The 18445-nt window shown below is 66.9% G+C and carries 13 protein-coding genes and 1 other RNA gene; 4 read left to right on the top strand and 10 right to left on the bottom strand.

The genetic code is table 11. The features are described 5' to 3' along the window. The first annotated feature begins 33 nt into the window (after positions 1–33). Together AC3A6F_RS05305 and AC3A6F_RS05300 are read left to right on the top strand one after the other, a co-directional pair. Complete coding sequence (locus tag AC3A6F_RS05305) at positions 34–2907, top strand: hybrid sensor histidine kinase/response regulator (RefSeq protein ID WP_487678920.1); 2874 nt, start codon at positions 34–36, stop codon at positions 2905–2907. A 1-nt stretch (position 2908) separates the two neighbouring features. Beyond that, entirely contained in the window at positions 2909–5062 is a 2154-nt protein-coding gene (locus AC3A6F_RS05300) for a putative bifunctional diguanylate cyclase/phosphodiesterase (protein WP_487678919.1), read from the top strand. Positions 5063–5244: 182 nt separating this feature from the next. Here the strand turns inward: AC3A6F_RS05300 and AC3A6F_RS05295 are convergent, their stop codons facing one another. After that, positions 5245–7680, bottom strand: coding sequence for a penicillin acylase family protein (locus AC3A6F_RS05295; RefSeq protein WP_487678917.1), 2436 nt, complete (start codon positions 7678–7680; stop codon positions 5245–5247). Between the two features lie 280 nt (positions 7681–7960). Between AC3A6F_RS05295 and AC3A6F_RS05290 the strand changes: the two genes are divergently transcribed. Then, positions 7961–8278: a hypothetical protein gene (locus tag AC3A6F_RS05290; RefSeq protein ID WP_487678916.1), complete on the top strand. Its 318-nt coding sequence runs from the start codon at positions 7961–7963 to the stop codon at positions 8276–8278. Here AC3A6F_RS05290 and AC3A6F_RS05285 read toward each other — a convergent pair. The 6 genes from AC3A6F_RS05285 to ubiD all read right to left on the bottom strand — a co-directional run bounded on the left by AC3A6F_RS05285 (position 8269) and on the right by ubiD (position 14557). Continuing rightward, entirely contained in the window at positions 8269–9462 is a 1194-nt protein-coding gene (locus AC3A6F_RS05285; protein ID WP_487678915.1) for a glycosyltransferase, read from the bottom strand. The genes AC3A6F_RS05290 and AC3A6F_RS05285 overlap by 10 nt on opposite strands. 103 nt (positions 9463–9565) lie before the next feature. After that, positions 9566–10156 carry a recombination mediator RecR gene (gene recR, locus AC3A6F_RS05280; protein WP_487678914.1) on the bottom strand — a complete coding sequence of 197 codons (591 nt, stop codon included), beginning with the start codon at positions 10154–10156 and terminating at the stop codon, positions 9566–9568. A gap of 48 nt (positions 10157–10204) precedes the next feature. Then, positions 10205–10534: a YbaB/EbfC family nucleoid-associated protein gene (locus AC3A6F_RS05275; RefSeq protein ID WP_123068667.1), complete on the bottom strand. Its 330-nt coding sequence runs from the start codon at positions 10532–10534 to the stop codon at positions 10205–10207. A 49-nt stretch (positions 10535–10583) separates the two neighbouring features. Further along, a complete protein-coding gene (locus AC3A6F_RS05270; RefSeq protein WP_487678913.1) occupies positions 10584–12734 on the bottom strand; it encodes a DNA polymerase III subunit gamma/tau in 2151 nt (716 codons plus the stop codon). Between the two features lie 162 nt (positions 12735–12896). Continuing rightward, positions 12897–12995, bottom strand: an RNA gene (ffs, locus tag AC3A6F_RS05265) — signal recognition particle sRNA small type. 77 nt (positions 12996–13072) lie between these two features. Then, a complete protein-coding gene (ubiD, locus tag AC3A6F_RS05260) occupies positions 13073–14557 on the bottom strand; it encodes a 4-hydroxy-3-polyprenylbenzoate decarboxylase (protein ID WP_487678912.1) in 1485 nt (494 codons plus the stop codon). 572 nt (positions 14558–15129) lie between these two features. On the opposite strand from ubiD, the gene AC3A6F_RS05255 reads away from it, so the two are divergent. Then, on the top strand, positions 15130–15981 hold the full coding sequence (locus AC3A6F_RS05255) for a transglycosylase SLT domain-containing protein (RefSeq protein WP_487678911.1): 852 nt from the start codon (positions 15130–15132) through the stop codon (positions 15979–15981). Between the two features lie 284 nt (positions 15982–16265). Here the strand turns inward: AC3A6F_RS05255 and nusB are convergent, their stop codons facing one another. The 3 genes from nusB to ribBA are packed head-to-tail and all read right to left on the bottom strand — an operon-like array spanning position 16266 to position 18380. Continuing rightward, complete coding sequence (gene nusB, locus AC3A6F_RS05250) at positions 16266–16736, bottom strand: transcription antitermination factor NusB (RefSeq protein ID WP_487678910.1); 471 nt, start codon at positions 16734–16736, stop codon at positions 16266–16268. A gap of 19 nt (positions 16737–16755) precedes the next feature. Further along, on the bottom strand, positions 16756–17235 hold the full coding sequence (ribH, locus tag AC3A6F_RS05245; protein WP_005671273.1) for a 6,7-dimethyl-8-ribityllumazine synthase: 480 nt from the start codon (positions 17233–17235) through the stop codon (positions 16756–16758). 32 nt (positions 17236–17267) lie between these two features. Continuing rightward, on the bottom strand, positions 17268–18380 hold the full coding sequence (ribBA, locus tag AC3A6F_RS05240) for a bifunctional 3,4-dihydroxy-2-butanone-4-phosphate synthase/GTP cyclohydrolase II (protein ID WP_487678909.1): 1113 nt from the start codon (positions 18378–18380) through the stop codon (positions 17268–17270). Between the last annotated feature and the right edge of the window lie 65 nt (positions 18381–18445).

Raw genomic sequence — 18445 nt, 5'->3', positions numbered from 1 at the left:
ATCCGCTGCGCTGTGCCGTTTGCGGGAACCACGATGCAGAATTTCGAGCGCTCGAGCCTGAACCGGAAGCTGAACATCCTGTCGCTGCTTTCGACGGCGACCGCGCTGCTGTTCGTGTTCTGCGCCTTCGCCGTCACTTCCATCATCAATCACCGCCAGGCCGAGAGCCTGCAACTGGCCGCCTTCGCGCGCGTGATCGGCGCGGCCACGTCCGGCGACCTGATGCTGGTCGACCGGCGCCAGGCCGGCGCCACGCTGGCGGCGCTGGAAGCACAGCAGCACATCTCGGCGGCGGTGCTGTACGACCGCTTCGGCCGCTCGCTGGCCGAGTACCGCGCGCCGTCGCGCCTGGGCGCCGAACTACCGTCGCTGGACGATCTCGGGCTGGACACGCTGAACGACGCCAACCGCGCCGGCCGCTTCCTGCTGTCGCGCCACATGCGCGTGGTGCACGAGGTGCGCCATGGCGAGCTGGCGGTCGGCGCGGTCATGATCGAGGCCGACCTGCTGCCGATGTGGCTCGACATCATGACCAGCCTGGTCGTGATCGGGCTGGCGATGGGGGCCGCGCTGCTGGTCTCGCTGGGACTGGCGCGGCCGCTCAAGCGCAGCATCGCCGAGCCGATCGCCAGGCTGATCCAGGCCGCGCAAAAGGTCTCGGTCAGCCAGAACTATGCCTTGCGCGTGCAGCACAAGCGCAGCGACGAACTGGGCGTGCTGATCGACAGCTTCAACACCATGCTGGCCCAGATCGAGGATCGCGGCGCGGCCCTGCTGCACCACCGCGACGAGCTGGAACGCCAGGTCGGCGTGCGCACCGAGCAGCTGGAAAAGGCCAAGAACGCGGCCGAAGCGGCCAGCCGCGCCAAGAGCGGCTTCCTGGCCACCATGAGCCACGAGATCCGCACCCCGATGAACGGGGTGCTGGGCATGACCGAGATGCTGCTCGCCACCGAGCTGACCGAGGCCCAGCGCAGCTATACGCAGCTGGTCAAGCGCTCGGGCGAGCACCTGCTGGTGATCATCAACGACATCCTGGATTTCTCGAAGATCGAGGCCGGCAAGCTGACCATCGAATACATCAACTTCAACCTGTGGGACCTGCTGGACGACATCCACAACGTCTACACTCCGCAGGCGGCGGCCAAGGGCCTGGGCTGCGACTTCGACATCGCCAACGACATCCCGGTGGCGATCTGCGGCGACCCGAACCGGCTGCGCCAGATCATGGCCAACCTGATCGGCAATGCGATCAAGTTCACCACCGAGGGCCGCATCATGGCGCGGGTGCGGGTGGCCGGCGAGGACACGCAGCGGGTGGCGCTGCGCTTCGAAGTGCACGACACCGGCATCGGCATCTCGCGCGACGCGCGCGCGCGCATCTTCAACGCCTTCTCGCAGGCCGACGATTCCACCACCCGCAAGTACGGCGGCACCGGCCTGGGGCTGGCCATCTCGAAGCAGCTGGTCGAACTCATGAAGGGCACGATCGGCGTCGAGAACGCGCCAAGGCAGGGCTCGATCTTCTGGTTCACCCTCAGCTTCGACAAGCGCCGCGTCGATCCCGACGCGCCCGGCCACCGCCAGCACACTTTGGCAGGCCTGCGGGTGCTGGTGGTGGACGAACAGGAGGCCAGCCGCAAGGAACTGGTGCAGCAGCTGGAAGCCTGGCGCGCGGCGTGCGAGGGCGTGGGCAGCGCCGCGGCCGCCTTCGAGCACCTGGTGAGCGCGGCGCGCGCCGGCCGCCCGTATGACGCGGCGGTGCTCGACATGGAACTGACCCAGACCAGCGGCCTGGCGCTGGCGGCCTCGGTGCGCGCCGAGGCGGTGGCCCGTTCGACCCACATCGTATTGCTCAGCCCAGAGAGGCTCGCCGCCGATCCGGTCCAGCGGCGCGAGGCGGGCGTGGCCTACCAGCTGGTCAAGCCGGCGCGCGCGGCCGACCTGTATGCCTGCCTGACGGCGCGCGCGGCGCGGCTGCATCATGCAGTCGCCGCTGCCGCTGCGGCGCCGTACGACGCTCCCCGGCCGACGCCGATGGCGTCCAAGCAGCCGATGCGGCGCGCGCGGCGCGTGCTGCTGGCCGAGGACAATCCGGTCAACGTCGAAGTCGCCAGGGCCATGCTGGAAGGCCTGGGCCTGGAAACCCACTGCGCCACCAATGGCCAGGAAGCGCTGCATGCGGTGCACGAAGGCGGCTGGGACGCGGTGCTGATGGATTGCCAGATGCCGGTGATGGACGGCTTCGCGGCGACCGGAGAGATCCGGCGCCATGAGCGAGAAATGGGCCGCGCGCGCGCCCTGCCCGTGATCGCGATCACCGCCAATGCGCTGCAGGGCGACCGCGAAGCCTGCCTCGCGGCCGGCATGGACGACTACCTGTCCAAGCCTTTCACCCAGCAGCAGCTGGCGGCCGTGATCGGGCGCTGGGTGGCGCTGCCGGTGCTGGCGGAGCGCCACCATGACGACGAGCCCGGGCTGGCGCTGGACTACCCGCCTGCGCCATCACATCTTCCCCCACCGCCTGCGCCGCCGGCGCCGCCGCCGCAGGGTGACCCGGTCAACCGCGCCGCCCTCGACAATATCCGCGCGCTGAGCCGCGATGCCGGCGACGCCCTGGTGCAGAAGGTGATCAACGCCTACGTGGGAGACGCCCCGCGCCACCTGCAGGCGCTGCGCCAGGCCTTGACCACGCGCGACGCCGACAGCCTGCGCCGCATCGCCCACGGCCTCAAGTCGGCCAGCGCCAATATTGGCGCGGCGCGACTGGCCGCGACTTGCCGCGATCTCGAACAGCTCGGCCGCGGTGGCAGCGTCGACGGCGCCGCGCCCCTGCTGGCCGACATGGAGCGCGAATTCCAGTCGGTGCGCCAGTCGCTCCACGCCATGCTCGAAAAGGAATCCTGACATGCCAGCCTTTGCCTCCACCCAGCGCGGGACGGTGCTCGTCGCCGACGACGATCCCGTCATGCGCCTCCTGATGCTCGAGATGCTGGCCCAGGTCGGAATGGAAGGCGTCGAGGCCGGCGACGGCCTGGAAGCGCTCGAGCTGGCGCGCACGCGCATGCCCGACCTGATCCTGATGGACGTCGACATGCCGCGCATGGACGGCTTCACGGCCTGCCGCATGATCCGCGCCGCCGAAAAAGACGGCGCCTGCGTCCCGATCGTCATGGTCACCGGCAGCGACGACGTCGAGGCCGTGACCCAGGCCTACGAGGTCGGCGCCACCGACTTCGTGTCCAAGCCGATCAACTGGCCGATCCTCGGCCACCGCGTGCTGTACGTGCTGCGCGCCAGCGATGCCATCGCCCGCCTGCGCATCGCCGACGCCCAGAACCGCGCCGTGCTCGAAGCCATCCCCGACACCTTCTTTCGACTGAATGCGGACGGCTTCTATCTCGACTACGAACCCGGCCAGGAACGCCAGTCGTGCCCGGGACGCGCGGCCAGCTTTCCATCGACCAGCGCGCGCTTCATCGGCAAGCACCTGTCCGATACGCTGCCGCCCGAGATCGCGGCGCGCATGCTCGAGCAGATGAAGACCGTACTCGCCACCCAGCAGGTGCGCTCGGTCGAGTACGAGCTGATCGACTGCGGCGACGTGCTGCACTTCGAGGCGCGCCTGGTGGCCACCAGCCCGTCCGAGGTGCTGGGCCTGGTGCGCGACATCAGCGAACGCAAGCGCGCCGAGGAACAGATCCGGCGCCTGGCCTATTGCGACGGCCTGACCGGTATCCCCAACCGGCAAGCCTTTCTCGAGACGCTGGAACGCGAGCTGCAGCGCGCCAAGATGGGCAACAAGAAGTTCGCGGTGCTGTTCATGGACCTCGACGCCTTCAAGCGCATCAACGACACGCTGGGGCACAACGCCGGCGACCAGTTGCTCAAGATGGTGTCGGAACGCCTGCGCGAAACCACCCGTCCCAGCGACCTGGTCTCGCGCGGCGAAGGCGTAGAGCACAGCGCCCATGACGCCGCCAGCCTGGCGCGCCTGGGCGGCGACGAGTTCACCATCCTGATTCCCGACCTGGAGCGGGTCGAGCACGCGCTGAACGTGGCCACCCGCGTCAAGGAAGCGATGCGGCGTCCCTTTCTGATCGAGGGCAACGAGATCTTCGTCACCGCCAGCATCGGCATCTCGCTATTTCCCGAGGACGGCGACGATTGCGGCTCGCTGCTGAAATTCGCCGACACGGCCATGTACCACGCCAAGAACTGCGGCAAGAACAACGCCAAGCTGTACAGCTCTTCGCTGACGATGCAGATCATGAGCCACGTGAAGCTCGAGGTCGGGCTGCGCCGCGCGCTGCAGAACGACGAACTGTACCTGGTCTACCAGCCGCAGCGGGCCGTAGCAACGTCCGAGATCGTGGGCGTCGAGGCGCTGGTACGCTGGCGCCATCCCGAGCGCGGGCTGGTGCCGCCGACCGAGTTCATCCCGCTGGCCGAGGAGACCGGCCTGATCGTCCCGATCGGCGAATGGGTGCTGCGCACCGCCTGCCGCCAGGCCCGTGCCTGGCAGCGCCTGACGCGGCGCCTGCTGCGCATCGCGGTCAACCTGTCGGCCAAGCAGTTCAAGGACGAGAACCTGTCGCAGATCGTGCTGTCGGCCCTGACCGAGACCGGGCTCGAACCGCGCCTGCTGGAACTGGAGCTGACCGAAGGCACCCTGATGGACGATGCGCGCGCCACGCTGGTCACGCTCGAGCAGCTGCGCGGCATCGGCGTGCACCTGTCGATCGACGACTTCGGCACGGGATACTCATCGATGAATTACCTGAAGCGCTTCGACGTGCGGGCCCTCAAGATCGACCGCAGCTTCATCGCCGGCCTGCCCCAGGATTCGGAGAACGCGGCCATCACGCGCGCCATCATCGCCATGGCCCACGGCCTCAAGATGGTGGTGGTGGCCGAGGGCGTCGAGACCGGCGAGCAGCTGCTGCTGCTCGAGGAGCTGGGCTGCGACATGGTGCAAGGCTACTACCTCGGCCACCCCTCGAGCGCCGAGAAGATCACCGAGATGCTCCAGCATGCGCAGCAGGCATTGCCGGCGAAGTAGTGGTGGCCAGGATCCATACCGCCAGCCCGCAGCCCCAGCACGTCGTTCCCGCGCAGGCGGGAACCTAATTCCGTACCGCTGCCATTTGCATCGAACGCAGCCTGGGTGCGAGCAACCTTAGGTTCCCGCCTTCGCGGGAACGACGTGCGTTGGCTAGCAGGCGAAAGACGCCGACCGTGCGCTCACGGCACAAACCTCAACGTATGCTTCACCGCCCCCGGCAACAACGGCGCCGGTTTGCCCTCGACCCAGGCCGCGTGGTCCAGCAGGAAGAACGGCGACAAGGGATGCCCGCTCTGCCCGCCCGGCATATTATATAAACCCTCTTCTTCACGCCCCGGCGACACGGTCAGCCGCTCCGACTGGCCGAACTTCGGTCCGGCCACGCGCGGCATGTGGGCGTCGCCCGCCAGCGGCTGGCCCGGCGCGGCGAGCCAGGGGCGCAGCGCGGGCACGGCCATGCTGATCGGATGCGCGATGTCGGCGGTGTTGCGCCGGCCCCAGGTGGCCTCGGCCAGCGGCGTGCCGGCATCGACCAGGGCCGCGATGGCGCGGTCCACCGCCGCCAGCTCCAGGTCGCGCCACGAGGCGTGACCTGCCGGCAGCCAGCCCGGCGGCTTCTCGTCCAGCAGGCGCGCCGCCACCGCCGGCCAGCGCGTGCTGGCCGCGGCAGCGCTGGCCTTCGGATCGATCTCCTTCAGGGCCGCATTGACGCCGCCGTACAGCAGGCCGTGCACGGCCCACATGAAGTCGCGCCCCAGGCGATAGCCGATCGACTCCACGCTGGCGCGCCCGCTCCAGCTGGTCTCGAGCAGGCGCCGGAACTCGGCGCGCTGCGGGTGGCCGGCGAGCGCCTGCGCATCGAGCGCGACCAGCGCGCGCTGGCGCCATTGGCCGACCAGGATCGCGCGATCGTCCAGGGCGCCGTCGAAGGCGCGGCGCACGTCGACCTTGTCGCCCATGGCCTGCAAGCCCTCGTGCAGCTGGCGGTTGCGCTGGCCCAAGTCGTAGCCGCCGTCGCCCAGCAGCGCGTATCCGGCGCCGGACAACTGGCGGCTATTGGCGGTCGTGATCTGGCCATCGGCGGGATTCAGGATGCGCGGATACTCGGCGTAGGGCAGCGCCTCGCTCCAGGTATGGGCCCCGCTGCCGGCGGCGAGCGGAAATCCGGCTGCCAGGCCGGCCGCCTGAGCGTCCGCGGCGCGCCGCGGCAGCAGGCCGGCGATGGTCCAGCCGATATTTCCGTGCACGTCGCCGGCGACGAAGTTCTGGGCCGGGATGCCGTTGCCGGCGGCGGCGGCCAGCGCTTGCTCGACATTGGCCACCGTCTCGAGCTTCAGGTGATTCATGTTCAGCGCGGCCGGATCGTGGGCGATCCAGTGCAGCGCATAGCTGCGTCCCGCCACCTCGCGGATCGGGCCGAGCGAAGTCTCGCGCACGACCATGCGTTCGGCCGCGGCGCCTTTCACGGCAATCGCCTCGATGTGCTCGCGCGGCGTCTCCCAGCCGCCAGGCAGGCCGACCTGGTTCGGGCGCGTCGGATCGACCCGCAGTTCGACCAGGTCGAGCGAATCGGCATAGCTGTTGGTGAAGGCCCAGGCCACCTGGCCATTGCTGCCGACGATGACGGACGGCGGCGCCCCGGGCAGGCTGACGCCGGCCAGGCGGCGCTGCCCGCCGGGCGCGCCCGGATCGGGAAAGCGTAGCGCGAGGCGATACCAGATGTTCGGCAGCCGCAGGCCCAGGTGCATATCGTCGGCCACGATGGCCGCGCCGGTGCTGCTACGGCTGCCGGCCAGCGCATAGTTGTTGCTGCCGACCGAATCGGTGACGTCCAGGCCGGCCAGCGTGACCGGCGCGCCGGGCGCCTCCGGCGCGGCGCCCCACCAGGCCGGGGCCTGTGGCGGCAACGCGCTAGCCACCTTTGCCGCGCCCTGGTCCAGCGTCGCATCAAAAGCTGTCGCCTCGGGCAGCAGGAAAGCCAGCTGCGCCTCGTCGCTGTGCGCGCGCAGCCAGCCGCGCGCCAGTTCGCGCGCCTGCTGGGCGCCCTGCAGGTCGATGTACATGGCCCACACCACCAGCAGCGAGTCGGGCGCCGTCCACGGCCGCGGCGCCACGCCGGTCAGCGCGTATTCGAAAGGCCGCGCGCCGAGCGCATCGAGGCCCTCGTTGACGCCTTGCGCATAGCGTTCCAGCAGTGCGCGTTCCGGCGCCGGCAGACGGGCCAGCGTGTCCAGCGCGCGGGCGCGGAAGCGGTGCAGGCGGTGCGTACGGTCGGTGGGCAGCGCTGCCGCGCCGAACAGCTCGGCCAGCTCGCCGGCCGCCGTGCGGCGCAACAAATCCATCTGGAAGAAGCGTTCCTGGCCATGCACGAAGCCGGTCGCATAGGCGACGTCGAGCCGGCTGGCGCCGCTGATCAGGGGCACCCCACCGGCGTCGCGCTCGACCCTGACTTCGCCCGCCAGGCCGGCCACCCGGCGCTCACCGTCGAGCTGGGCCAGACTGGCGCGCAGGAACAGCCAGGTGGCCAGCGCTGCCAGCAGCACGAGCGCCAGCAGCGCCCCGGTCCCGCGCAGGGTCCAGGTCTTCCATCGGGACTTGCCCAAGGATTTGTCCATCCGTCTCCCTCCTTGTTTTGGGAGCGTATCTTGCCAGAAAATTCACGCCCGATACGATTTGGCGCGAGAAAAATACCTCATTGCATAGAGCGTCATAAGCGCATCCGCTACGCCTCCTGCGCCGTAGCTGCTGATATCGTTGAAGGCGGACACATCCGCCCCAATATCCGATAATGAGGAATGTGAAGAAATCTCACTATTCGTTTGCCATCGCACACGCGGCGCGTGCGGGCGATGCTATTCTGGAATCATGCCGCGCGATGCGGCGGGAGGAACTGTCATGCAAAACGTCACCAAGGGCGCAAGAATGCCTGCCATCGTGCGCACATCCGCCGCCATCGGCCTGGCCCTGCTGGCCGCGGCCTGTTCGACGCCGCAAGAAAAATCGGCGCGCGCGCAGTCCGAGATGGCAGAACTCATGAATATCTATGGTCCGGCATGCACCCAGCTCGGTTATGGCGCGAACACCGATCCCTGGCGCGAATGCGTGCTGCACCTGGGTACGCGCGAGGAATTGCAGCGCATGGGCAATGGCGCCGGGGCATACGGCGCCTGGGGGCCACGCTATCGCGGCGGCTATTGGGGCCCTTACTGGTAAAACCCGGCCTGGGCATAGGATTGTTCGTCGAGCGCGCGGCCCACGGCGGCGCAGCCTGCTGCATCCTGCGGCAGCAGCTTGCAGTAGTGCATCAGTAACCCGTCAAACACCGCCTCCCAGTCGAACGACGATTCGACCTTGCGCCGCGCATTGGCGCCGAGGGCGGCCAGGTCGCGGGTAGCCGCATGCCTGATCGCGTCGGCCAGGCTGTCGGGGCAATTGGGGCGCGCCAGCACGCCCGTGTCGTCGTCGACCAGTTCGGCAAGACCGCCGGCGCCCGCCACCACCACCGGCAGGCCGCACCCCATGGCCTCGAGCACGATCAGGCCAAAGGTTTCGCAATCGCCCGGATGCACCAGCAAATCGCAGCTGGCCAGCAGGCGCGCCAGCGCGCGCTGATCGCGCTGGAACGGCAGGCGGCTGATCCGGACGCCCACCGGGACGTCGAACGCGGCCTCGCCCGGCCCCACCATCAGCAGATGGAAGCCGGCGCCGAGCCGGCCCATCGCCGCCAGCAGCACGTCCAGTTTCTTGTCGGCCGTAAAGCGTCCGGCATACACCAGCAGGCATGCCCCGGGCGCCACGTCCAGTTCGGCGCGCACGGCGGCGTCGCGACGGGCGGGGTGAAAAATGGTGCAATCGATGCCGAGCGGCTGGTGCAGCGCGCCTTGTACCCCCATCGCCTGCAATTGCGCCACCATCAGCCGGCTTGGGGCCAGCACCAGGTCGAACTGGCTGTACAGCTGCGCCAGGTAGCGCCGGGTCAGCTGGGCGGCATGCAGGCCGAAACGGTTCTCGACCAGGCGCGGCAGGTCGGAATGGTAGAAGGCCACGACCGGGATGCGCAGCCGGTCACGCGCGCGCAGCGCGGCCCAGGCGCAGTGGCCGGCGTCGCCCACTTCGACCAGGTCGGGCCGCAAGCGGCGCAGGCGGCGAGCGACGATGGCCACCGACAGCGGCATGCGGTAGCCGTGAAAGCCGGGCAAGGCCAGGCTGGGAACGCGCAGGCAGGCCGACGCGGCGCGCTTGGCACGCGCGACGTCTGTATCCACATCGCGGTTCGGACTCAGGATCGTGTGCCGCACGCGGCCCTGGCGCGCCAGCCACGCCGACTTGGCGTTCAGGTAGGTACTGACGCCACCGCCCTCGGCGGCATAGAACATCGTGAGGTCGACGAGGTGCATGGCCGGCTCGCAGAAAAATCCACGATAGCAGCGGCCCGGCCATCAGGCTTGCGCGCACGCAGGGCGTGCGCTGGTGGCCTGGACCGCGCTTAGAGGCGGAACATCAAGCGCTGCGGCGATCGAGCATCGCGCGCGCGATCGTGCCGGCATCGACGTACTCGAGCTCTCCACCCACCGGCACGCCGCGCGCCAGGCGGCTGACCTTCAGGCCGCGCGCCTTGAGCATCTCGCTGATGTAGTGGGCGGTGGCTTCGCCCTCGTTGGTGAAATTGGTCGCCAGCACCACTTCGCCGACGAGGCCATCGGTGGCGCGGTTGACGAGCTTGTCCAGGGCGATGTCACGCGGGCCGATGCCGTCCAGCGGCGACAACCGGCCCATCAGCACGAAGTACAGGCCGCGCCAGGTGAGCGTCTGCTCGATCATGATCTGGTCGGCCGGGGTCTCGACCACGCACAACAAGGTGTGGTCACGCTCCGGGTCGGCGCACAGCTCGCAGATTTCAATGTCGGAGAAGGTATTGCACTTGACGCAGTGGTGCACCGTATCGACCGCCTGGTAGAGCGCGCGCGACAGTTGCGCGGCGCCCTCGCGGTCGTGCTGCAGCAGGTGGAATGCCATGCGCTGGGCCGACTTGGGGCCCACGCCCGGCAGGCGGCGCAGCGATTCGATGAGAAATTCGAGCGAGGTCGACATGTGGGGCGTCCCGCCGGCAAGGCGCCGGCCGGGACTGCTTTCAATGGGTCAGAAAGGCATCTTGAAGCCAGGCGGCAGGCCCGGCATGCCGGCGGTCAGGCCGCTCATCTTCTCGGCGGCGGTCGCCTCGGCCTTGCGCACGGCGTCGTTGAACGCGGCCGCGACCAGGTCTTCCAGCATGTCGCGGTCGTCGCCCAGCAGCGACGGGTCGATGGTGACGCGCTTGACGTCGTTCTTGCAGGTCATGACGACCTTCACCAGGCCGGCGCCCGACTGGCCTTCGACTTCGACCAGGGCCAGCTGCTCCTGCGCCTTCTTCATATTGTCCTGCATGGCTTGCGCCTGTTTCATCAAGCCTGCGAGCTGGTTTTTCATCATGGTGGGTTTCTCCAAAAGTCGGATGGGTGATTGATCGGCAGCGACGCGCTCAGGCGACCTTGACCGAGCCGGGCACGACGAACGCGTCGAAGCGTCGCTCGAGCTCCTGCACGAAAGGATCGGCGGCGACGATGGACTCGGCCAGGCGCTGGCGCTCTTCGCGCGCCGCTTTTTGTTCGGCCCCGGCTGTATACCACACCGGGCCGATCTCGGACTCCACATTCACGCGGAAGTCGGGGAAATGTTCTTGCAGCGCAGCCGCCAGCTTCTCGCTATTGCCACTGGCGCGCAGCGTATCGACCGGCACGCGCAGCTTGAAGGTGGCCGCGCCGTCGTGCACGACGCAGGCGACCAGTTCGGTCTGCAGCGCCAGTTGCTGGGCCACGCCGCGCAGCGGCAGGCTGCCCGCCAGCGCCGGCCAGTTGCCGTCCCAGGCGATCTCTGGCACCGGCGTGACGACATAGGCGTGCGGCGGTGCGGCCAGGGCCCGCACCTGGGGCGCGGGCGCGACCACGGCCGGCGCCTCGGCGGCGACGGCGGTGTCGTCGGAAAAATCGGTGACCCACGACGGCACGTCGTCGTCCATTTGCTGCTGCGGCTGCTGTGACTGCGACTGTTGGCGGGCCTGCATGGCCGGTTGCGGCTGGGCCGTGGCTTGCGGCTGTCCACCCTCCCATGGCGGTGGCGCGGTCGCGGCGCGTGCCTGCATGCCGACGCCATCGGACGGCAGCGCGGCCGACGGTCCGGGCGCCGCTGGTGGCGGCGCTGCGGGCGGTGGCGCCGCTGGCGCCGGCGCGACCGGCTCGGCCCCTGGACGCTTGGGTGGGGTGCGGATGCCCGACGCGGCGCGCGCCGCTTCCAGCGCGGCATTGATCGCGGCCCGCGCCGACGTCATTGCCGGCGCGCCGGGGGCTGCGGCGGCGGTCGGCGCACTTGGCTGCGCAGGCGCAGGCGCCGGGGGTGCAGGCGGCGCGGCCGACGGTGCGGCCGAACGTGGCGTCACCGCCGCATGGCTGGCCGCGGCGGCCGCGGCGGCGCGCGCAGGCGATGCGCCTACCGGAGCGGCTGCGGGCGGCGCAGCCGATGCTTCTGCCCCACCCTGTCCGGGACGAAAGGCCAGCATGCGCAGCAGGGTCATGGTGAAGCCGGCATATTCGTCCGGCGCCAGGCCGATCTCGTTGCGTCCGTGCACGGCGATCTGGTAGTACAGCTGCACTTCCTGCGGCTCGAAGGAGCCGGCCAGGCGCATGATGTCGGCCAGCTCGGGCAAGTCTTGCGGCACGGCGCCGGGCACCGACTGCGCCAGCGCGATCCGGTGCAGCAGGGTGCCCAGGTCTTGCAGCGCGCCGTTGTACGACAGGCTGCGGCTGGCCATCTCGTCGGCCACCGCCATCAGGTCGGCGCCGTCCTGCGCCGCCAGGGCGTCGAGCAGGCGCACCAGGTAGGATTGGTCGAGCGCGCCGAGCATGCCCTGCACCGCATCGAGCGTGACCTGGCCGGCCGCATAGGCGATCGCCTGGTCGGTGAGCGACAGCGCGTCGCGCATCGAGCCGTGGGCGCCTTGCGCCAGCAGGCGCAGCGCCGGTTGCTCGAAGCTCACGCCTTCCTGGCCCAGGATGTTCTCGAGGTGGCCGACGATATGGCCCGGCGGCATTTGCTTGAGATTGAACTGGAGGCAGCGCGACAGCACCGTCACGGGAATCTTTTGCGGATCCGTGGTCGCCAGGATGAACTTGACGTGCGGCGGCGGTTCTTCGAGCGTCTTGAGCATCGAATTGAACGCGTGATTGGTGAGCATGTGCACCTCATCGATCATATAGACCTTGAAGCGCGCATTGCTCGGCGCGTAAACCGCCTGCTCCAGCAGCTGGGCCATCTCGTCCACGCCGCGGTTGGACGCCGCATCCATCTCGATATAGTCGACGAAGCGGCCGGCATCGATCGCGCGGCAAGCCTCGCATTGTCCGCACGGCTCGGCGGTGATGCCGCCCTGCCCGTCCGGCCCGGTGCAATTGAGCGACTTGGCCAGGATGCGCGACAGGGTGGTCTTGCCGACCCCGCGCGTGCCCGTGAACAGATAGGCATGGTGCAGCCGCTCCGTGCGCAAGGCATGGGTCAGCGCACGGACGACGTGCTCCTGGCCAACCAGCGTTTCGAAGTTCTTGGGACGGTATTTGCGGGCGAGGACTTGATAGGACATGCCACGATTTTACCGCAGATGGCGGTCGTCGCGAATATTCAACGGTCGGGCTCTTGTGCAACTGGCATGAAAAATGCGAGAGATGGACGTGCGGGCGCTGCTTACTGCTTGGGAACAGATATGAGGGAAGGTACTACGGGAAGATACTACGGAGAGGAGATAAGAGGCGAGCCTGATCTGCGGCACTTGCGGTGAACGGCTTTGGCTGCTTCGTTCCCGACCTGACCAGGTAAACCATGCCACAATGCGCAGGGGCCCGCCAGCGATCATTATACCCCAGGGTATGCGGTTTGGGGAAATGGCGGGGGTGTCGCACAGGACGCCCCCGCCTGAAGCGATCAGATGCCCAACTGCCCCCAGATCTCATCCACCTTCTTCTTGACCTCCGGCGCCATCACGATCGGCGTGCCCCACTCGCGATTGGTCTCACCCGGCCACTTATTAGTGGCATCGATTCCCATCTTGCTTCCCAGGCCGCTGATCGGCGAAGCGAAGTCGAGGTAGTCGATCGGGGTGTTGTCGACCATGACCGTGTCGCGGGTCGGATCGACGCGGGTCGTGATGGCCCAGATCACCTCTTTCCAGTCGCGCACATTGACGTCCTCGTCGACCACGACGATGAACTTGGTATACATGAACTGGCGCAGGAAACTCCAGACGCCGAACATCACCCGCTTGGCGTGGCCCGCGTACTGCTTCTTCATCTGCACCACCGCCATGCGGTAGCTGCAGCCTTCCGGCGGCAGGTAGAAATCGGTGATCTCGGTGAACTGCTTCTGCAGCAGCGGGATGAAGACTTCGTTCAGCGCCACGCCCAGCACTGCCGGCTCGTCCGGCGGCTTGCCGGTATAGGTCGAGTGATAGATCGGATCGCGCCGCATCGTGATGCGGTCGATCGTGAACACCGGAAAACTGTCCTGTTCATTATAGTAGCCGGTGTGGTCGCCATATGGCCCCTCGAGCGCATGCTCGAAGCCGGATGGGTGGTTCTCGTCCGGGTAGATATGCCCTTCGAGCACGATCTCGGCTGAGGCCGGCACCATCAGTTCACTGCCGATCGCCTTGGTGAGCGAGGTGCGGCTGCCGCGCAGCAGGCCGGCGAACTGGTATTCGGACAGCGTGTCCGGCACCGGCGTCACGGCGCCCAGGATGGTGGCCGGGTCGGCGCCCAGCGCCACCGCGATCGGATACGGCTTGCCCGGATTGGCCAGCGCGTGCTCGCGGAAATCGAGCGCGCCGCCGCGGTGCGCCAGCCAGCGCATGATCACTTTATTGGGTCCCAGCACCTGCTGGCGGTAGATACCGAGATTCTGGCGTTTCTTGTTCGGACCCTTGGTGATCACCAGGCCCCAGGTGATCAGGGGCGCGACGTCGCCCGGCCAGCAGTGCTGGATCGGCAGGCGGGCGAGGTCGACGTCCTTGCCCTCCCAGACGATTTCCTGGCAGGGAGCGCCTTTTACTTCTTTCGGCGCCATATCCCATACCGCCTTGACGAGCGAGCCCATGCCCATGATGTCCTTGAAACCCTTGGGCGGCTCGGGCTCCTTCAGGCGCGCCAGCACGTGGCCAATCTGGCGCAGCTCACTCAAGTCCTGCGCTCCCATGCCCAGCGCCACCCGCTTCGGGGTGCCGAACAGGTTGCCGAGGACCGGGATCGTGTGCCCGGTCGGCTGCCGGAACAGCAGCGCGGGACCTTCGGCGCGCAGGGTGCGGTCGCAGATTTCGGTCATTTCGAGGTTCGCTGACACCGGAATGTCAACATGTTTGAGCTCGCCCATGCGTTCGAGCTGGGCCATAAAATCTCGCAAGTCTGTATATTTCATCAAGTTTTGAGCATTTCTTCGATTGCAGAACGTAAGTGAGAGGGTGGAGCCAAGTGATTGATTCGTCAAGTATTTCTATTTGGAAGGCCACGTCATCAGAACCAAAAGTAATAAGAGGCAGGCGTGCTAGGGTTGACTTGATATAAGCTCCGCCCCTACAATCCGTCCTACTTGATGAGACGGCCTTACTTTTTTTGCCACAATTTTAGCTGTTCTCATGCATTCACGGGGTCGGGGCCCCACACGACATTTTAAGGAGTGTTTTCTTTTTGGGCGTCTGCCCATACCCCCCGAGACAGTTGTTGAGCCACTGGTCCCTGCCCTACGGGTTAGCAGCCAGCTGAAGCAAAGCAATGACGGCGTTAGTCGGCCGCGTCGCGGCGACAAACGATTTTCTGATGCACGGCAAACACATTCTGCGTTTCGCTCACAGCGACACGACGGGATTCTTTTCGCCGCGACAAGGGGAAAATTCGATGTTTCATCGTTTAACCACGAGCGCAAGGCTCGTGCAATCCATGGCGAGCCAGCCAATCACGTGGTCTTCCGTGAGCAAAACGGCAAGCGGTTTCATGAAAACCGCACGCACTACCCTGACCGTATTCGGTCTGACCGCAGTGGCCATGCTGGCGCTGCTGTACACCAATGACAGTTTCGCCAAGCGCGTCTCTGAAATGCTGCATCCGCAGCCAGTCGTCGTCGCCGCTGCAGAGCCGGTGGCAATCGTCGCGCCCACGCCAAAGGCCGTGGCCGAAGCAGTTGCCGTCGAAACGACGCACCTGCGCGATTCGCATGCCATGCTGGGTGACAGCAAGCAGCAGCAATACGTCACCACCTGGCTGTCGAAGCGTTACCGCGTCGCCGGCGATGCCGCCAATATGCTGGTCTCGACCGCTTACCTGACGGCGCACGAACTGAAACTCGATCCACTGCTGATCCTGGCGGTGATGGCGATCGAATCGGGCCTGAACCCGTTCGCCGAAAGCGCGATGGGCGCCAAGGGCCTGATGCAGGTGATGGCCAAGGTCCACCACGACAAGTTCGAGGACGTGGGCGGCCCGCAGGCGGCCCTGAATCCGGTCGCCAACATCCGTGTCGGCGCCCTGATCCTGAAGGACTACGTCAAGCGCACCGGCTCGGTCGAAGGCGGCCTGAAAACCTACGTCGGCGCAGCCAACTTCGACACCGACTCGGGCTATGGCCACAAGGTGCTGACCGAGTACCGTTTGCTCAAGAAGGTCTCGAAAGGCCAGAATGTCCCGGTGCGCACCCCGCGCGTGACGCCGGCGCCGGTGACCATCGTCGCCGCCAAGCAGACCGAGTCCGACACGGTCAAGCCGGAAGCCAAGCCGCTGCAGGAAACCACCACCGCCTCCACCACCGGCGCGCACGTGCCGAATGTGGAGCCGCTGGCCGGGCTGTAAGATCTCACGAGGGGAATCCTTCGATGCCACCGCTGCGGCGGTGGCTTTTTTGCGTCTGCTATATATATGTTGTTTCGGGCTGCGCGTGTGGCTTGGGTTCCCGCCTGCGCGGGAACGACGTTGATTTGGTCGATCGAACTGCCATTAACGCGACTTCGAACACGTAGGTAAGCACGTCGTGCCCGCGCAGGCGGGCACCCAAGGCCCCAACAGACCACACCCCCAACAAAAAAGCCACCGGCTCGCGCACGGTGGCTTTTTTCGTCGATCTAGAAGTAGACCAATCAACGACGCTCGTTCGCCGCCACTTCATCCGGCCGCAGGCGGGACGCCAATTTATCCAGCACGCCATTGACATACTTGTGCCCATCGATCCCGCCGAACGACTTGGTCAATTCGACCGCCTCGTTGATCACGACGCGATACGGAATCTCGGGGTGGTTCTTCAGCTCGTAGGCGCCCAACAGCAGCACCGCGTGCTCGATCGGCGACAGTTCGGCGATCGAACGGTCGATCAGCGGGGCGATCGACTCGCGCAGCTCGACCGAAGTGCCGATCGCGCCATTGAGCAGCGCCGAGAAGAACTCGCTGTCGGCCTTGTCGAAGCCGTGGGCGCTGCGGATATTGGTCGAAACCACCCGCGCCGGTTCATTATTCAGCAGCCATTGGTACAGACCCTGGAGCGCGAACTCGCGCGCGCGGTGGCGCGGCGTGCGGTTCTTGCTCGGGTTGGCGTGCGTACTCTTGTCAGTCATTGTTTTCTTGCCTTTACTGTTATTCGTCCTCTGGCACCAGCTCGTCCAGCGCCATCAGGAGGTTGGCCATCTCGACCGCGACGCGTGCGGCGTCGCCGCCCTTCTCGGCCATGCGGACTTCGGCCTGCTCGTCGGTCTCGGTGGTCAGGATCGCGTTGGCGATCGGGATGCCGTAATCGAGGCCGATGCGGGTGATGCCGGCGCCCGATTCGTTCGACACCAGCTCGAAGTGGTAGGTTTCGCCGCGGATCACCGCGCCCAGGGCGATCAGCGCGTCGAACTGCTCGGTCACGGCCATGCGCTGCAGCGCCAGCGGCACTTCGAGCGCGCCCGGCACGGTCACGTGCAGGATGTCTTCGTCGGCCACGCCCAGGCGCTTGAGTTCGGCCAGGCAGGACGACAGCAGGCCGTGGCCCACGTCGGCGTTGAAACGGGCCTGCACGATACCGATACGCAGGTCTTCGCCCTGCAGATTGCTTTCAAAAGTTCCTACCGTCATGGCTGACCTCTTCTTGTTGATTGGTTGATTGTTCAGGCTTCCGGGCGCGGCACGTAACCGGTGACTTCCAGGTCGAAACCGGTCATCGACGGCATCTTGCGCGGATTGGCCAGCAGCTGCATCTTGCCCACGCCAAGGGCGCGCAGGATCTGGGCGCCGATGCCGTAGGTGCGCAAGTCCATCGACGCGGCGCGTGCGCCGGCGCGGCTGGTCTTGCCGTCCTGCGGCGCCAGCTGGGCGAACAATTGGTCTGCGCTTTCGCCGCAGTTGAGCAGCACGATCACGCCGGCATCGCTTGCCTTGATCGTCTTCATGGCCGAGGCCATGTCCCACGAGTGGGTGGTGGCGCGGTTCTCGAGCAGGTCGAGGATCGACACCGGCTGGTGCACGCGCACCAGCGCTTCCTTCTCAGGCGACAGCTCGCCGTGGACCAGGGCCAGGTGGGCGCAGCCGCTCGGCGCGTCGCGGAAGGCGATCAGCTGGAATTGCCCGGCCTCGGTCGACAGCGTACGCTCGGCCACGCGCTCGACCAGGCACTCGTTCTGGCTGCGGTAGTGGATCAGGTCGGCGATGGTGCCGATCTTGAGCTTGTGCTCTTTTGCGAACTCGATCAGGTCGGGCAGGCGCGCCATGGTGCCGTCTTCCTTGATGATCTCGCAGATCACCGAGGCCGGGGTCAGGCCCGCCATCTGGGTCAGGTCGCAACCCGCTTCGGTATGCCCGGCGCGCATCAGGACGCCGCCCTTCTGGGCGCGCAGCGGGAAGATGTGGCCCGGCTGCACGAGGTCGTCCGGCGTCGTGCCCTTGTTCACCGCCACCTGGATGGTGCGCGCGCGGTCGGCCGCCGAGATGCCGGTGGTGACGCCTTCGGCCGCTTCGATCGACACGGTGAAATTGGTGCCGAACGAGGTGCCGTTACGCGACGTCATCATCGGCAGCGCCAGGCGGTCGCAGATTTCCTCGGACAGGGTCAGGCAGACCAGGCCGCGCGCATGGCGGATCATGAAGTTGATCGCCTCGGGCGTGACGAAGTCGGCTGCAAGCACGAGGTCGCCTTCGTTCTCGCGATCTTCCTCGTCGACCAGGATGACCATGCGGCCGGCGCGCAGTTCGGCAACGATGTCCTCGGTGCTGGAAATAGACATACGGGATTCCTTGAAACGGGAGAGTTATGCGTAATCCGCTATTTTAATGGATTTACAGGCTTTCA

Source organism: Massilia sp. Soil_C_3 (genome assembly GCF_057657035.1).
Note: the sequence above shows the minus strand (reverse complement) of the source record. Positions and strands in the feature narration are given on the sequence as shown.

Bases quoted from the DNA above. Each gene is read 5' to 3' on its own strand.
- ribBA (WP_487678909.1), bottom strand. From the start codon at position 18,380: ATGTCTATTTCCAGCACCGAGGACATCGTTGCCGAACTGCGCGCCGGC.
- AC3A6F_RS05270 (WP_487678913.1), bottom strand. From the start codon at position 12,734: ATGTCCTATCAAGTCCTCGCCCGCAAATACCGTCCCAAGAACTTCGAA.
- AC3A6F_RS05285 (WP_487678915.1), bottom strand. From the start codon at position 9,462: ATGCACCTCGTCGACCTCACGATGTTCTATGCCGCCGAGGGCGGTGGC.
- AC3A6F_RS05275 (WP_123068667.1), bottom strand. From the start codon at position 10,534: ATGATGAAAAACCAGCTCGCAGGCTTGATGAAACAGGCGCAAGCCATG.
- ribH (WP_005671273.1), bottom strand. From the start codon at position 17,235: ATGACGGTAGGAACTTTTGAAAGCAATCTGCAGGGCGAAGACCTGCGT.
- recR (WP_487678914.1), bottom strand. From the start codon at position 10,156: ATGTCGACCTCGCTCGAATTTCTCATCGAATCGCTGCGCCGCCTGCCG.
- ubiD (WP_487678912.1), bottom strand. From the start codon at position 14,557: ATGAAATATACAGACTTGCGAGATTTTATGGCCCAGCTCGAACGCATG.
- nusB (WP_487678910.1), bottom strand. From the start codon at position 16,736: ATGACTGACAAGAGTACGCACGCCAACCCGAGCAAGAACCGCACGCCG.
- AC3A6F_RS05295 (WP_487678917.1), bottom strand. From the start codon at position 7,680: ATGGACAAATCCTTGGGCAAGTCCCGATGGAAGACCTGGACCCTGCGC.
- AC3A6F_RS05300 (WP_487678919.1), top strand. From the start codon at position 2,909: ATGCCAGCCTTTGCCTCCACCCAGCGCGGGACGGTGCTCGTCGCCGAC.
- AC3A6F_RS05305 (WP_487678920.1), top strand. From the start codon at position 34: ATGCAGAATTTCGAGCGCTCGAGCCTGAACCGGAAGCTGAACATCCTG.
- AC3A6F_RS05290 (WP_487678916.1), top strand. From the start codon at position 7,961: ATGCAAAACGTCACCAAGGGCGCAAGAATGCCTGCCATCGTGCGCACA.
- AC3A6F_RS05255 (WP_487678911.1), top strand. From the start codon at position 15,130: ATGAAAACCGCACGCACTACCCTGACCGTATTCGGTCTGACCGCAGTG.